Below are 15,567 nucleotides of genomic sequence, written 5' to 3'. Positions count from 1 at the left end.
TATCTACAAACAAGCTCATAGCTTAAGGCCGGATCGGCTTCCCCAGAAAATCACTTACCACTATAAACTTTTTTGTGTCACATAATCCTGTGTTTTAGAGATGTATTTAATATACAAGGCCGGAATACCCATAGGGCAAAAGTAAGCCCGTCCTGCGCTTAACGCTGGACGGCTTTATTCCGGGCTACTTCTTCGTGCTCTTTTTGATAAATTGCTCCCCCCGAGCTCTAGCTTCCGAAACACAGAAAACTTCGTGTTCTCTGTGTTCTTCGTGGTGAATTTTAAGATTTTTTGTTAGTTACTTATTCCTGAGACTTACATGACAGTTCGCATTAGCCAATCCCTGATTTATTCACTCTTAACCGCACAATTGATCGGTTGCACGGTAGGTCCCGACTATGTCCGCCCGGAGGCAAAAGTTACCAGTGAGTTCAAGGAAAGCAAAGGCTGGAAGCAGGCCCAGCCGCGCGACACTATGTTGTCCGGCAAATGGTGGGAGGTTTTCAACGATACCCGGCTTAATGAACTGGAAGAACAGGTTGCCGCCGCCAACCAGTCGATCATCCAGGCCGAGGCGCAATACCGCCAAGCCCAGCATCTGGTGCAGGCAGCGCAATCGGCTTTTTTCCCGATACTCAACCTGACCGGCATGGCCAACCGTTTTCGCGCCGCCAGCGGCCAAAACGTAGCCGTGTCCGGAGTCAGGAATCTGTTCGGTGTCGCCGGAGCGGTTGCCTGGGAGCCGGATTTATGGGGCAGCGTCCGTCGCCAAGTTGAAGCCAACACCGGCAGCGCACAGGCCAGCGCCGCCACCTTGCAGGCATTGCGCCTGTCCAGCCAGGCGGCGCTGGCCGATAATTACTTTCAGCTAAAGGCCTTGGATGCGCAAAAAGCGCTGCTGGATGAAACCGTCGACGCTTACAGCAGAACTTTGCAAATCATCAAAAACCGCTATGCAGTCGGCATGGTCGCCAAGAGCGATGTGATGCAGGCCGAAACCCAGCTGGAATCGACGCGCGCCCAGGCGGTCGATCTCGGCGTGCAGCGGGCGAAACTGGAGCATGCGATTGCGGTATTGGCCGGCAAGACGCCGGCTGAACTGACATTGGCTCCTGCGCCGCTGAATATACAGCCGCCGTCGATCCCGGTCAGCCTGCCTTCGGAGCTGCTGGAACGGCGCCCGGACATTGCCGTCGCCGAACGCAGCATGGCCGCCGCCAATGCCCAGATCGGCGTAGCCAAAGCCGCTTATTACCCATCAGTGAACCTGGCCGCCACCAGTGGTTATCAATCGTCCTCTCTGGACACCCTATTCACCGCGGCCCGACGCTACTGGGCGCTGGGTCCGGCCGGTGCGGCGTTGACGGTGTTCGACGGCGGCGCCAAAAACGCCCAGTACAAGCAAGCTATCGACAGCTTCGATGCCAGCGTCGCCGCTTACCGGCAAACGGTGCTGACCGGCTTCCAGGAAGTGGAAGACAATCTGGCCGCCTTGCGGATACTGGAGGAAGAAAAGCAGGTGCAGGACAAAGCTGTCACCGCCGCCAACCAGGCATTGGCGCTGATCATCAATCAATATAAGGCCGGAACAGTCAGTTATTTGGATGTAATAATCGCGCAAACCGTGGCCTTATCCAACCGGCAGACCGCCGTGCAGCTGCATAGCGACCGGATGTCAGCCTCGGTACAGCTGGTCAAAGCCTTGGGCGGCGGTTGGAATGTGGCGATGCTGCCGAGCGAAGATCAAGCGGGCGGCGAGAGGAAATGGACGGATTATTTGATATTTCCGGTGGATTGATCTGTTTGGGAGGTGTATTTTAAGTTGGCCTGAAAGGTTGCTATCAATGATTCATTGCTATAGCATCTGGCCTAACGGATTGCCGGGGCGGCATTATACACCGGTGGTTGAAATTTAATATACACCTGAAAAGGTGTCTATTTTACGCTAGCACTTATGAGCATTCACACAGTTTTTATGTCAGCACTTGTTAAGCAGTGTCCACACTGTAACAACTCTATCCACACTCGCTCTTTACGTAAGGTGCCACGCGTGGAAACCCTTCGTTGGTATCAATTCACACCAACCCCTCATAGTGCATGTCCGCTTTGCGGTGGTTATGTAACTTCAACAATCAATAATTCTCCGTGGCTTTTTGCCCCATTTTTATTGTTGATTGGTATGCTTTTCTTAGGGCTTTACTGGCCAGCCATTGCTGTATTTGCCAAGGGGCTACTGGGTCGCTTGACGATCCTCGCTCTCGTTTGCCCAATGCTCTGGGTTGCTATGAAAAAATCCAAGTTGGTCTGTGAGCCGTGAGTGCTAACCCATCATTCAAGTGGGACGCCTAATGCGCCCCTTAATTTTACGTTAGCCGCCTCAATAAAAAAGCCCGCATTTAGCGGGCTTGGAAAGGGAAATTTAAGCCAGGTAGGGTACGCACCGCGTACCATTTTTCAAGCAATAAAGGTACGCGATGCGTACCCTACCACCTGTGGTCAGCGTGCTTTATGACCCGTTTCCAGATCCAACCGCCACGGACAATGTCCTGATTCACGCAGGAATATTTCAATCCGTTTCGGTACCATAAACTCTTCGATTGCCCGGAGCGTATCGCCGAGGCAAAGCTTAACCGAAAATCCCAGCCCGCTAAGGATGTCTTCTTTTGCGGGTAACCGCCTACAAATTTCCCGCACAGTAGCGTATCGCGTTTCCGATGTGTTGATCAGGAAACACCCAAGTAACAAAAGTTTCTCCAAGTTGATGCTCAGCAAGCAGTCGCGGATTAAGCGCTGGTTGGAAATGCCCTGAATTTCAAAGTGGCCGGTCATCTAGCGGATATTCGTCAAAAAAATAAACCATTAAAATACAAGGTCTTATTTTTATCCGTACTGGACTGACAGGCATTTTTGCAGATTGATCCGGATGTGGCACGGAACCTGCTCTATTCATAACGTCAGTGTCAACTCAAGCCGACCCATGGGGTTTCCCTACCGCTTCATTCGTGAACCGGCCCGGTCGGTGATTTTTTAATGAACGGGAGAACTCAAATGAATAGTCCTGTGGTGGCTTTTGATAAATTTGAACCGGCAACCTTCGCGCCTGAGAGGAAAAGGGCCGATGTCGTTCCGATCAATCCGGATATCGGCCGGCTGAGGGAAAGCTTGTCCGCCTCCTCGGCGGCGGTGGCCCTGGGGCATTTTCGATCCGGCGCCGACTTTCGCGACAGCAAGGCCATCGATTACCTGATTATCGGGGTGCTGTCGATCCTGGTGCACACCACCGTGGTTGAATATTTCAAGCACTCGTCGGTTGAACAGGAAGAACTGGTCGAGCCGGTTAAGATTCCTTCCAAGGTGCAGATTTCGTTTGTTCGGCCTCAGCCGAAGCCGGTGGTTCAGCCACCGCCGCCTCCGCCGCAAAAAGTCGTGGCGCTGAACAAGCCGCCTAAACCCAAGGTGCAGCCCAAACCCGTGCCCAAGCTGGTTGAGCCGCCTCCGGTTCAGTCGCCCGCCCCGGTTGCGGACACGAATGCGCCGGTGGTTTCGGCTCCGCCTGCACCTCCGGCGCCTCCGGCAGCCGAAAAAGTGACCGAGCCGAGCGCAGGGGCCGGCTATCTGAACAATCCGACGCCGGTTTATCCTGAAGTTGCGATGGACAATGGCTGGGAAGGAAAAGTGCTGATGAAGGTGCATGTGCTCGCTAACGGCAGTCCGGACAGCGTGAGCGTCATCAAATCCAGCGACATAGAGGTGTTGGACGATGAAGCGGTCAGAACGGTCAAGAAATGGTCTTTTGTGCCGGCGATGCGCGGCAAAACCCCGGTCGACGGTTGGGTTACGGTTCCTATCTCTTTTAATTTACAAGCGTGAGGTTTTAGTTATGACAGAAACAACAGCGGCTGCTGCGGCCATTCCGCAGGCAGCCAATACAGCAACGGCCATTCCACCGGCCGCTAATCAACTGCCGGTTTCAGGCGCTGATATTGCGAATGCGGCTGGCGGAGCACCTGCGGCTCCGGAAATTACCTCGGCGCTAATCGTCGATGCCACGTTATGGATTTTAATCGGCTTTTCGGTGGCGACCTGGGCCTTGATACTGGTCAAGGGCATACAGCATCTGCGGATTGCCCATCACAACAAGATTTACGGCAAGAAATTCTGGGGCGCCCAAGATTTTCAGGCCGCAGCGGCATTGGAGGGCAGCCAGGGTCCGGCCGCCAGAGTGGCTGGCGTTGGCTTCACTACCTTGATAGAAGCTGACGGCGGCACCACCACGCACGACCTGGAGCATACCGGGGATCGTCAGGAACTGCTGGACCGTCGCCTGCGCCAACAAATGCAGAAAGAGCGCGGCGCGCTGGAAAGCGGTTTGGCGATCTTGGCGACCATTGGCAGTATCTCGCCGTTCGTCGGTCTGTTCGGCACGGTGTGGGGGATTATGGGGGCGCTGACCAGCATCAGTAAAAGCGGGTCGGCCAGTCTGGATGTCGTCGCCGGTCCGATCGGCGAGGCGCTGATTGCCACGGCCGTCGGCATTGCAGTCGCGGTGCCTGCGGTGATCGGCTACAACTTTTTTATTCGCCGCAACAAGGTGATTTGGGCGTTTCTTGACGACTTCGCGATCGATTTTGTCCATCTCGCCTTGAAAACCTCGTTTTTAATCAAACGTCCGGTTGCCAGTCCGGCCGCCTCTTCACGTGCCAGCGAGGCCGGTAAAAAGCCTGTCCTTAAAACCGGCCATGATGAACTTGACACACAGGGAGTACATATCTGATGGCTATAAGTACAAAAGACAGTGGCGGCGATGATGACGTGATGGGCGAAATCAACGTCACGCCGCTGGTTGACGTGATGCTGGTGCTGTTGGTGGTGTTTATCGTCACGGCGCCGTTATTGACCCAAGCCGTACACGTCAATTTGCCGAAGACCGCCGAGACCGCGCCGCCCGAGGAAAAGGAAGCGGTGTATATCAGCGTCGATGCGACCGGAAAGGTTTTCATCGACAAAACCGAGATTGCCTTGGCCGCCTTTGAAGCCGAGCTGTTAGCCCGCAAGGCCGCCGATCCTGAGATTGCTCTTAACCTGAACGCCGACGATGCCGTGCAATACGGCACGGTCGCCAAAGTGATGTCATCGATAGAACGATCCGGAATTACCAAGTTATCGGTTCTGACGATTCCCGGCAAGTAATCAACACAAAAAAAGTTTAAACCAGCCCTTTTGGGGCTGGTCAGGGAGGCTTTGTCCGGAGAAACAGGGCCTTACCTAGTTATTTTATTTTATGAAGGAATTTACAAAAGGGTAATCAGATGAGTATCGACAAGTTAGGGTTGCGGCAGAGCGCAAGAAAAAGCCCGAAATCATTGGCAGGGAACAGGATTAAAAGCCAAACGTTATCCGCCGAAATAGCTAATGTATTGAAACCCGAGGCGCTTATACGCAATCGGGGCGTTTTAAACGGCGCTGCGATGATTTTAGCAGGAGCCTGTCTGTTAGTCCCTGATTACAGTTTTGCGGAAGGAAATACCAGTAATTTGGCGGCAGAAGTTGAGCGCTTAAAAAAGGAAAACGAGCAGCTTAAAAAAGCGGTCTCCGGCAGCGCTAACGCCGTGGCGCCGGTTGCTGCGACAGCCAAAAAGCCCAAAGAAGATAAACCTGCCGTAGAAGAGACGAAGAATTTGTCAGAAGTCGTGGTCACCTCGCGCCGCCGCGAAGAGAAGCTTCAGGATGTGCCGGTGCCGATCACGGTATTGAGCGGGAAAAATCTGGAGCGGGATAGAATTTTTGATATTCAGGATTTAACCAAGCGTGCGCCGGGTGTCACGGCGACCACTCCCAATGGCCGCAGAACCGGTATTGCTATCCGGGGTATTGGTAAGGCCAGTGGCAACGACAGCATGGAGCCGGCGGTCGGCGTCATGGTCGATGACGTGTTTTTGAGCCATGTAGGGATGTCTTATCAGGACTTCACCGATCTTGATCGTGTCGAGGTGTTGAGGGGCCCCCAAGGAACGCTGATGGGCAAAAATACCACCATGGGTGTGCTTAACTATTCGAGTAAAGCGCCAACTTTTTACCAGCAAGGAACGGTTGAAGGTGAGGTGGGCGGCAATCAACAGACCGGTGTAATACCGGGTGCTTTTAAAGCCAGGGCTTCTTACAGTAATGCTGTAATTGATAATTTGCTGGCTTTCCGGGGTTCAATGTTTATCAACACCCAGGATGGCGATTTACATAATATCAATACTGAAGGCGGTACTTATAACGAAAGAAATCGCTATGGCGGCCGATTGCAGTTTCTGTTTACCCCTATGGATAAGATTCGGTTCAGGTTCAATGCGGACTACGCGGAAGGGCGTGAGAACAGTAACGTCAAACCCAAGATGTTCGAGCCCGCCAGTTTCGCCAATGGTGTGTCCAGAACCGCCAACGGCGGACGGACGTTTACCAGCCGAATTTCACGCGATTATTTCGGTGGTTATCAACCGATCATAGGTGATAACGCATGGAATAACATCGATATTGGCCAGGCACAGCCTTTGCCAACTAAAAATGGTGGTGTTTCAGGGAAACTGGATTGGGACATCGGTCCGGGTACGCTCACTTCTGTTACCGCCTATCGTGAATTTCATTTCGATGCCAAAAACGACAGTGACGAGACAAAATTCGACATTTCCAGAGGCGGAACCAAGGTCGATACCAAACAGTATTCGGAAGAACTGCGCTACGCCTGGTCACCTCTTAAGTGGGTCGATAATCAGACTGGTTTGTTCCTGATGCATACCGAAACGCGTTCCGAGGGCAGAAGTTTATACGGACAGGATGCCGGGGCCTTCTACGCAAGCAACGGCCAATACAATACCCTGAATACCGCGGCTAACAGACAATTTTTAAGATCATCGCTGAGCAATGTCTTTGTATCAGACATCACCACGCCTGCGACGGATAGTGCAGCTCTATTCGACCAAGTGAACCTGCACTTGACGGATAAGGCTACCCTGACGTTGGGCATACGTGAGTCGTTTGAAACCAAGAGCAATAGCGCCGAAAAACTAGCGCGAAACTACGACGGCTCCGCATTGACATCGACCGGCAATGCGACCGCCGATGCCATACGCGCGGGACAGGTGGGTACTGTGTATGGACGTCAAGATGCACAAGATACACAAGAATGGTCGACATCCTGGCTGGCTAACCCCAGTTACAAGATCAACGACGACTTGATGGTATACGCCTCCGCTGCCGGTGGGCAAAAATCCGCCTCTATCCAGTTTAATACCGGGAATGGCACCACGATTGACGTTAAACCGGAGAAATCGCTGGACTTCGAGCTGGGAGCAAAAAGCCTGTTCTTCGACAAGAAGTTAATGTTTAACACCAACCTTTACCACACCACAGTCAGCGACTATCAGGCCACCACCAGTGTGCCCGATGCGACAACTCAGACCGGGTACCGTTCCCAGTTAGGCAATATCCCTGAAATAACGTTAATGGGTGTTGAAATCGATTCCGCCTATTACCCGACCTCTTATCTGACGTTTAATTTCGGCGGTGCTTACAACCATGCCCGCTATACCGATTGGAGTACTGCGACTTGCCCGGCAGAGATTCCAACTTCCGTTCAGGCTGTTTGCGATAACACCGGAAAACGGTTGGCGGCTGCGCCTGAATTGACAGGTATTTTTGGAGTGGATTTACACAAGCCGCTCGGTTTTGCAAATTTAACCGGGCATGCGTGGGCGAACACTACCGTTCGTTCGCAGCAGAATCTTGAATCGTTGCTATCGGTATGGGGTAAGCAGGATGCCTATCAAATCACCGATGTGGGTATCGGTTTATTGACTGGCAAGAAAAACAAATACGAGCTCAATCTGGTTGCCAATAACGTGTTCGACACCCAATACACCACCAGTGTCAATGGCTTTAGTAGCACTTATCCGGTGGGTTATGACGGGATAGGCGCTCGGCGTTATGTCGGCCTGGTGCTGCGCTCCACTTTTTAACCAGTTAATACAATCATAGAAAACGCTTACTACTTTGGAGAAACAAAATGCTACACAAATCTCTTTCCGGAAACCTGCGCAATATCATAGCCGCTTTGGTGATTGCCTCTTCGGCTCAAGCCGAGGTATCTATGACGCCCGACATCCCCTGTGTCGTGCCCAAGGATACCCCGGTTGAATTCATCAAGGATGGCTTCAACGGTACGGAAGGCCCACTCGGCTTGCCTGACGGCAGTGTCCTGTTCACCGAAACCAAAGCCAACCGGATTGTCCGGATTACCCCGGATAACAAAGTAACAAGTTATCTGGAAAACAGTAACGGCTCCAACGGACTGGCGTTAAGCCCGAACGGCGACCTCATTGCCGTGCAAAACCTTAACCCCAGGGTAGGCATCGTCTTTCCGAAGGGCAGGGAAAAAACCTTGGCCGAGAATTTTGAAGGACAGGCTTTTCAGCGTCCGAACGATCTGGTGCTGGATAAAAAAGGCGGCGTCTATTTTACCGATATAGGAACACGTCCGTCCGCTGAAAACCCTAATCCGCCGGCATCGAAAGCGGGGCTTTATTACATCACGCCTGACGGTGCATTGAAGCTGGTCGCGACTGACATTGAGCGGCCTAACGGCGTGCAGCTGAGCCGCGATGAAAAAGTGCTCTACGTCGCGAATACGGCTGGTGAATACGTGCTTGCCTACGATATTGCCGCGGACGGAGCCATCAGCGGCAAGTGGGATTTTGCCAAGCTAGCCGGCTTTGCCCAAACGGATAAAGGACCTTCCAGCGGCGCCGACGGCCTGGCCGTTGACGATCAGGGCAGGCTGTATGTGGCGTCGAATGCCGGGGTCGAGGTATTCGATGAGAAAGGCCAGGCGTTGGGCATTATCCCTATTCCGCAAAAGCCGCAGAATTTGGCTTTTGCAGGTGCCGATAAAAAAACGCTTTATGTGGTTGGCCGCGGCGCAGCTTACAAGGTCAATGTGCTGACCTCTGGATTTAAAGGCCGTGCGAAATAGTAAAAGGGCGTGACGAACTCTTTTCAATTAAGGCAACTATTCAGCGCGAAGCACAACCCCCCTCTCCAGTGGGAGAGGGTAGGGTGAGGGGAATTAAAAAAGCACTTGCTTGTTGTATCTCCTCTCCCCAACCCTCTCCATCAGGAGAGGGGGCTGTCCTCTCAGCGATTTATAGGTTTTCTGATTCGCTGAATATTTACCAATTAATAGCACGACTCTCAATTAAGGAAATTATATGACACGCAAAACAGCTAAAGACTTCAACCCTGAAGTGCTGAGTTTGTTCGATAAATATGTCCACGGCGATATCTCTCGCCGGGGATTTTTGGCGTCGGCCGCAAAATTCACGCTGATCGGCCTGACTGCGGAGGGCCTGCTCGAGGCATTGAATCCGCGTTTTGCCGAAGCCCAGCAGATAGCCCTGGATGATCCGCGCATTTCAGCGACCTATGTCGAATATCCTTCGCCATCAGGTTACGGCAAGATTCGCGGCTATCTGGTTCAGCCTGCGCAATTCACCGGAAAACTGCCGACCGTGCTGGTCGTGCATGAAAACCGGGGCCTCAATCCGCATATCGAGGATATAACTCGGCGCATTGCACTGGATAATTTCATTGCTTTCGCTCCCGACGCGCTGTTCCCGTTGGGCGGCTATCCGGGCGATGAGGATAAAGCGCGCGATCTGTTTAAAAATCTGGATCAAACCAAAACCCGTGCCGATTTTCTCGCCGCCGCCGACCTGCTGAAAAACCTGCCCGAAGGCAACGGCAAAGTCGGTGCGGTCGGTTTTTGTTACGGCGGCGGCATTGTCAACTTCCTGGCGACGCGGCTTCCCGGTCTGGCTGCCGCCGTGCCTTTCTACGGCAGCCAGCCGTCAGCGGAAGACACCGCAAAAATCAAGGCGCCGCTGTTGCTGCATTACGCCGGGCAAGACGAACGCGTCAACGCCGGCTGGCCGGCTTACGAGGCGGCCCTGAAAGCTTCCGGCATCAGCTATGAAGCCCACATTTATCCGGGCGTGCAGCACGGCTTCAACAACGACACCACGCCGCGTTACGACGAGGCCGCCGCAAACTTGGCATGGCAGCGCACCATCGGTTTTTTTAATGCCCATCTCCGTAGTTAGGAACAATCCATGTTTAATACAAAAATAAGTATCACCAACAACATTTCCAGTCATTTTTCCTGGTGGAAAGTGTCGGCATTAGCGTTGCTGACAGTGTCAGTCAATGCCTTGGCCGCTGATCCTGCGCCCAACCATAATGATGCCACTAAAAAACCGCCGGTACCGGCAGCGCATGGGCCCACCCTGGAGTCAGCTGTCGAATCGGCAACGGCGGCCATTGAAGCCTGTCTGGACAAGGATCAGAAAGCCGGCGTCAGCGTGGTTGATTCCGCGGGCGTTCTGAAAGTGCTGCTGGCAGCCGATGGCGCTTCCGAAAGAGGCGTGTTGTCTAGCACCAATAAGGCGGTTACCGCGCTGCATTTCAAAACGGCTACCAGCCAGTTATTCATACAAAAAGAGACCGACAAGGCGCTGGCTGAAAAAATCGCGGCCAATTCAAATTACAACGCGCGTCCCGGCGGAGTGCTGCTCAAGAACGGCGATGAAATTATCGGCGCTATCGGCGTAGGTGGCGCAAAGATCGACGAGGAATGCGCGTTGGCCGGAATCGACAAGATCGAAGCGCGGCCGAAATGAAGCTTTACTGCTGCAAACAATTGGTAAACAAATCATGTCTGTAACTCGCATTTCTTTCGCGGCGGCTGTTTCTTTGCTGCTGGGCTGTTTTCAAGCTCAGGCCAGTTCATACGAAGCCGCTACCGAGCAGGTCAAGGCGCAACTAGTCGCTTCCGCCGATGCCGTGCATCCCGGAGACGAGATTCTGGTAGGCGTGCAGCAACGGATTATTCCGCATTGGCATACCTACTGGAAAAATCCCGGCGATTCGGGATTGGCTACGCGCATAGACTATGAGCTTCCGGCCGGTGCGTCTGTGGGCGAAATTCAATGGCCGACCCCGGAGCGGATCACCACGGGGCCGGTGACAAATTACGGCTATTCAAACCAGGTCACATTGCTTTCCAGGATTAAGGTGCCGGACAACATTGCGGCCGGTGGCGTATTTCCCGTCAAAGCCAAAGTAAAGTGGCTGGTCTGCGAGGAAGAGTGCATCCCGCAGGAAGTTGAATTGGCGCTTGATCTGCGGGTTGTGTTGCCCGACGCCGACGTAGGCCGCGGCAGTCCGCTGATCGAAACGGCCTGCGTCGGTTTGCCGGTGGCAAGCCCCTGGCAGATCAGCCTGGAGCATAGCGACAACGCCTTGGTATTGAAAATTAAAGGCCTCGGGCAGCAGTCTGCATCCATCGGCAATATTTGGTTTTTCCCTGATGACTGGGGCCGGGTTTCTCACGGTGCGGATCAGCCCCGTCACATTGCCGGCGATACCGTCGAGTTACAACTGAAGTCCGGTGACGCGCCGCTGCCTTCGGGGACCAATCTGACCGGTGTTTTGGTTGTGACCGAGGGTACCGGCAGCGACTCGGTAACGCGCGGTTATATTGTCGATGTTGCAGGCTCAGATAGCGCTCCGGCCAAGACAGAGTCTAAGTTAGTGCTGGCATCCGCGATGCTGTTGGCGTTGTTGGGCGGCATGATATTGAACCTGATGCCCTGCGTTTTTCCGGTGCTGTCGATCAAAGCGCTCGCTTTAATCAAGCATGCCCGGCACGAACCCAGACAGACCAAGCTGCATGGCTTGGCTTACACGCTGGGGATACTGGCGAGTTTCTTGTTGCTCGGTGTGATCCTGATTGCGTTGAAAGCCGGCGGAGCCGAGATCGGCTGGGGATTTCAATTCCAATCGCCGTTGTTTGTGCTGGCTGTGGCTTATTTGATGTTTACGGTCGGGCTTAGTTTGTCCGGCGTTTTCAGCATCGGCAGTTCGGTTGCCGGCGTCGGCTCATCGTTGGCCGGACGTTCGGGGTATTCCGGAAGCTTTTTTACCGGCGTGCTGGCAACCATCGTCGCCACACCTTGCACTGCGCCTTTCATGGGCGCGGCGGTGGGGTTTGCGCTCAGCCAGCCGCCGGTGGTGCTGTTGGCGGTTTTTCTCAGTTTGGGCTTGGGTCTGGCGTTGCCTTATTTATTGTTGAGCAATTGGCCGTCATTGCAGCGCCGGCTGCCGAAACCCGGCGTCTGGATGGATCGCTTGAAACAGGGCATGGCTTTCCCGATGTATGCAGCCGCGGTGTGGCTGGTGTGGGTTCTGGCGCAACAGTCCGGCATCAATTCGATTGTGGTCGCATTGGGCGGCATGGTGGCGATTGCGTTTGCCGCCTGGCTTTATGAAATCACCAAGTACTCGGCAAAAACCGCGCAACGCACCGGCTTGGGGTTTTCCGCGCTGTTGCTGAGTGCGGCGTTATTCGGCGGATATTTTGGCGTCCAAACCCCTGCATCGGCTGTTGCGGTCGCAAACGCCGAAACAGCGGACAGGCAGTGGCAGCCTTATGCCCCGGCCCGTCTTAAGGAATTACGCGATCAAGGCAAACCGGTATTTATTAATTTTACCGCGGCCTGGTGCATCAGTTGCCTGGTGAATGAAAAGGTCGCATTGAGCCAGGATGCGGTTATCGATGCGTTTAAGCATGCCGGCATTACCTATCTGAAAGGCGACTGGACTAACCGCGATCCTGAAATCACCCGGATTCTTGCCGAGTTCGGACGCAGCGGCGTGCCTCTTTATCTCTATTATCCGGCGGGCGTTTCGACGAGCCCTGTCATCCTGCCGCAAATACTGACGCCTGAAATCGTGACCCAAGCCGTCGCGGCCCCGGCTATAGCCTTTAAACAATGAAGGAGTTGAGCATGATTTAGAGAGTCGAGCTTGAAAGCGTTATTCAAAAACAACTGTTCTGTTATTAATTTTGAAGGAGTTATCATGTTAGCCAATCGTTTTTCCCAATCCTTTTTAGCGGGTTTAATGTTTATTTTTGCCGCCGCTACTGCGCATGCCGAGCCTATTGTGAACCAGCCGGCTCCAGTGTTTTCCGGTGCTACAGCCGACGGCAAAACCATTAACCTGGCCGATTTACACGGCAAAACCGTGATCCTGGAATGGACCAATCACGAGTGTCCGTTCGTGAAAAAACATTACGAATCCGGGAATATCCAGGGTTTGCAAAAACAGGCGGCGGAGCAAGGCATAGTGTGGCTGCAAGTCATTTCTTCGGCGCCGGGCAAACAAGGCCATGTTGACGGCGATACCGCTAAAAAGCTGAATGCTGATCGTGGCGCCACGCCAACCCATACCGTGTTCGATCCCGAAGGCACCATCGGCAAACTCTATGCGGCAACCAACACTCCGCAGTTCTTCATCATCAATCCCGAAGGCGTACTGCTTTATAAAGGCGGCATAGACAGTATCCCTTCGGCCGACAAAGCGGATATCGCGAAAGCGGAAAACTACATCAGCGCAGCGTTGAAAGAGCTGGCTGCCGGCAAGAGCATCACCAAGTCCAGCACCAAACCTTACGGTTGCACGGTGAAATACGCGAGTTAATGGAATGCGTGTGTCAGTCATCATGAAGGAAGGAGGCGTTGATCATTCTGAAACTTTTAACAAGGAACAGGTCTTAGTTATGGACAACATCATTGCCGCAACTGCCGATTCCGGTTTGAGCGCGCTTTACGGTGCCGGAACCGATAAATGCGTCGGCTGGAAACCTCCACACCTTAAACGCGATAAGCGGTATTGAAGCGATCAAGGATCAGTTCGGCAAAGCCTGTAAGAGCTGTCGCGACAACTATCGTATTCGCGATAAATAAAATGTGTGTGTCTGCTGGAAGTCGAAGGATTGATTTCCAGTTTTTTTATCGTTTGAGACAAGTATGTCTTCCTATAGCAGGTTCACGTCCTATAAACAGACCTCCTATTTCACTAGCCACTCTAAAAGTGTGAGTATCATTTGATGCCAAAAAACGCCGAGCTAGTTTCCTAACCGGGCATTTTCTTTGTGGGTATCCAAGACATCAGGAAACGAGTCTACTTCTTACGGCCATATAGCAGACACTTGGCAGGGGTGGATGGTGAAAGGCAAACTTCGACCCTGAATGGACATACGATCATTCAAATTCGCCGCCCGATAAAGGTCGTTCGTGACAAGCAACGGCCGTTGAGAATTGCTTAACCTACAACTGGACAAATGGCTCGCAGAAGTTTAATGATTATTGATTTTAACGCTCAGTTTTATCACAAATATTTAAACCATCTTTGGGTTTACAATTTAGACCACATTCATAATCACCTTTTTCCCGAGAATTAAGATTATCAAGCATTGCAACTGAAGCAGCTCTGCATTCTTCAAGTGTCTTATAAGCACCTACGTATTTGTCTATAAGAAGGTTATTGCTATTTGGGTATACATATCCTTGCCATATTTGTTCTTCAAATGGCCACCAGCTTGCAAGATAAGCGACGATCAAATATATAATTATCAGTTGAATCATATTGAATTTCCCTTTAAATAAACCAAATAGAATCTTTGATGGCAAATAGGAGGATAGTATCGCCTTAATTGCTATTTCTACGGTTGACTATATTGTTTATTTTATCGTCAGCTTTTTTCTTATCTAAAAATCCAATTTCAGGATTTGCTTCCATCCTAATAATGTCATCGATAACAGGTTTGTCTTTGGTCAGAAATTCTTCAAGACATTTCAAATAGTCTTTAGAATCATAATAACGATTCCATCTTGCATCAAAACCGTCAGTAATGCGATTAACTTCAAACCCACCTAACTTTTCTATAATTTTTTCAATAACAGGCCTTTTTGAAACCCATCCTTTAGATCTTGGTGTATTCGATAGCTGTATAACACAAGTAGGAACTTGTGTGCGATTCAAGGCTCGTAGATAGTGATTACTTAAATATATCTGAAAAGTAATGTTTGGTGTTTTATTGAAATCATCTGGGCCTGTATAAAAACCAATTACTAGGTAATTTTCATCACCAGGAAACCAATATCCATCTTCTAACCTTTTACCTTTTTGTCTAGGCATAAAATAAAAATCAGGATTATGCTCTTTATAATCCAAGAGAAACTGAAATATTTCATCATGTATTACAGTAACTTCGTTCTCTGATGAATTATTGAATTGCTCGTCATTAGTTTCGCTATCAGCTTTATTTTCATGCTCATTTAGCAATCGTTCAATCACCGCAGCAGGAGTATCAAACCCAACGGCGTAAGCTTCTAACCGTGAAAACAATTCATCTGAAATTCTTATGACAGGCATGACGGGGCTCCAAAAATTAATCTCAGGAAGTATTGTAACAATGTTACATAATTATTTGAATGTTTTTTATTTGAGAATGCGTTGGTTTCAGAGACTGTACGTAATGACTAAATTGCTTACCGGAAAGTTGCCATTCGTGACCGTCGCAAATTGTTAAGGGTTGTCAGATGTCTGCCCTCCTGCGCAAGGCGGCAAGATGCGACAGAACTGGGCGGGCAGGCGTCGGACAAGCCTCGAGGGAGGAAACCG

15 protein-coding genes are annotated in these 15,567 nt (G+C 51.7%); 12 read left to right on the top strand and 3 right to left on the bottom strand.

All coding sequences use genetic code 11. From position 1 onward, the window contains the following. Positions 1-319 precede the first annotated feature (319 nt). Together M0R47_RS20020 and M0R47_RS20015 are read left to right on the top strand one after the other, a co-directional pair. Positions 320-1,798, top strand: coding sequence for an efflux transporter outer membrane subunit (locus M0R47_RS20020; protein ID WP_292558127.1), 1,479 nt, complete (start codon positions 320-322; stop codon positions 1,796-1,798). Positions 1,799-2,050: 252 nt separating this feature from the next. Then, positions 2,051-2,317, top strand: a complete 267-nt coding sequence (locus M0R47_RS20015) for a hypothetical protein (RefSeq protein ID WP_292558126.1) — start codon at positions 2,051-2,053, stop codon at positions 2,315-2,317. Positions 2,318-2,496: 179 nt separating this feature from the next. Here M0R47_RS20015 and M0R47_RS20010 read toward each other — a convergent pair whose 3' ends face one another. After that, entirely contained in the window at positions 2,497-2,829 is a 333-nt protein-coding gene (locus M0R47_RS20010) for a hypothetical protein (RefSeq protein WP_292558125.1), read from the bottom strand. A gap of 219 nt (positions 2,830-3,048) precedes the next feature. On the opposite strand from M0R47_RS20010, the gene M0R47_RS20005 reads away from it, so the two are divergent. The 10 genes from M0R47_RS20005 to M0R47_RS19960 all read left to right on the top strand — a co-directional run bounded on the left by M0R47_RS20005 (position 3,049) and on the right by M0R47_RS19960 (position 13,777). Further along, positions 3,049-3,870 carry an energy transducer TonB gene (locus M0R47_RS20005; RefSeq protein ID WP_292558124.1) on the top strand — a complete coding sequence of 274 codons (822 nt, stop codon included), beginning with the start codon at positions 3,049-3,051 and terminating at the stop codon, positions 3,868-3,870. A 10-nt stretch (positions 3,871-3,880) separates the two neighbouring features. Further along, the gene (locus M0R47_RS20000; protein ID WP_366513258.1) at positions 3,881-4,774 is read left to right on the top strand and encodes a MotA/TolQ/ExbB proton channel family protein; all 894 of its coding nucleotides are present in this window, start codon (positions 3,881-3,883) and stop codon (positions 4,772-4,774) included. Then, complete coding sequence (locus M0R47_RS19995) at positions 4,774-5,190, top strand: biopolymer transporter ExbD (RefSeq protein ID WP_292558123.1); 417 nt, start codon at positions 4,774-4,776, stop codon at positions 5,188-5,190. The genes M0R47_RS20000 and M0R47_RS19995 overlap by 1 nt, the downstream gene beginning before the upstream one ends. Positions 5,191-5,309: 119 nt before the next feature. Continuing rightward, entirely contained in the window at positions 5,310-8,003 is a 2,694-nt protein-coding gene (locus M0R47_RS19990; protein WP_292558122.1) for a TonB-dependent receptor, read from the top strand. A 47-nt stretch (positions 8,004-8,050) separates the two neighbouring features. Then, positions 8,051-9,016, top strand: coding sequence for an SMP-30/gluconolactonase/LRE family protein (locus tag M0R47_RS19985; RefSeq protein ID WP_292558121.1), 966 nt, complete (start codon positions 8,051-8,053; stop codon positions 9,014-9,016). 235 nt (positions 9,017-9,251) lie between these two features. Beyond that, positions 9,252-10,142: a dienelactone hydrolase family protein gene (locus tag M0R47_RS19980; protein WP_292558120.1), complete on the top strand. Its 891-nt coding sequence runs from the start codon at positions 9,252-9,254 to the stop codon at positions 10,140-10,142. Between the two features lie 9 nt (positions 10,143-10,151). After that, positions 10,152-10,718: a heme-binding protein gene (locus tag M0R47_RS19975; RefSeq protein WP_292558119.1), complete on the top strand. Its 567-nt coding sequence runs from the start codon at positions 10,152-10,154 to the stop codon at positions 10,716-10,718. A gap of 34 nt (positions 10,719-10,752) precedes the next feature. Next, entirely contained in the window at positions 10,753-12,876 is a 2,124-nt protein-coding gene (locus M0R47_RS19970) for a protein-disulfide reductase DsbD domain-containing protein (protein ID WP_292558118.1), read from the top strand. A gap of 84 nt (positions 12,877-12,960) precedes the next feature. Further along, entirely contained in the window at positions 12,961-13,581 is a 621-nt protein-coding gene (locus M0R47_RS19965) for a redoxin domain-containing protein (protein ID WP_292558117.1), read from the top strand. A gap of 10 nt (positions 13,582-13,591) precedes the next feature. After that, positions 13,592-13,777, top strand: coding sequence for a hypothetical protein (locus M0R47_RS19960; RefSeq protein ID WP_292558116.1), 186 nt, complete (start codon positions 13,592-13,594; stop codon positions 13,775-13,777). A gap of 478 nt (positions 13,778-14,255) precedes the next feature. Here the strand turns inward: M0R47_RS19960 and M0R47_RS19955 are convergent, their stop codons facing one another. Then, positions 14,256-14,528: a hypothetical protein gene (locus M0R47_RS19955; protein ID WP_292558115.1), complete on the bottom strand. Its 273-nt coding sequence runs from the start codon at positions 14,526-14,528 to the stop codon at positions 14,256-14,258. 64 nt (positions 14,529-14,592) lie between these two features. Then, positions 14,593-15,318 (bottom strand): hypothetical protein, encoded by a 726-nt coding sequence (locus M0R47_RS19950; protein WP_292558114.1) that lies wholly within the window; start codon positions 15,316-15,318, stop codon positions 14,593-14,595. Positions 15,319-15,567: the final 249 nt, after the last annotated feature.

This window comes from Methylobacter sp., assembly GCF_023227905.1.
In the GTDB taxonomy this organism is placed as follows: domain Bacteria; phylum Pseudomonadota; class Gammaproteobacteria; order Methylococcales; family Methylomonadaceae; genus Methylobacter_A.
The sequence above is the reverse complement of the archived record's forward strand: the minus strand, read 5'-3'. Positions and strand labels throughout refer to the sequence as shown.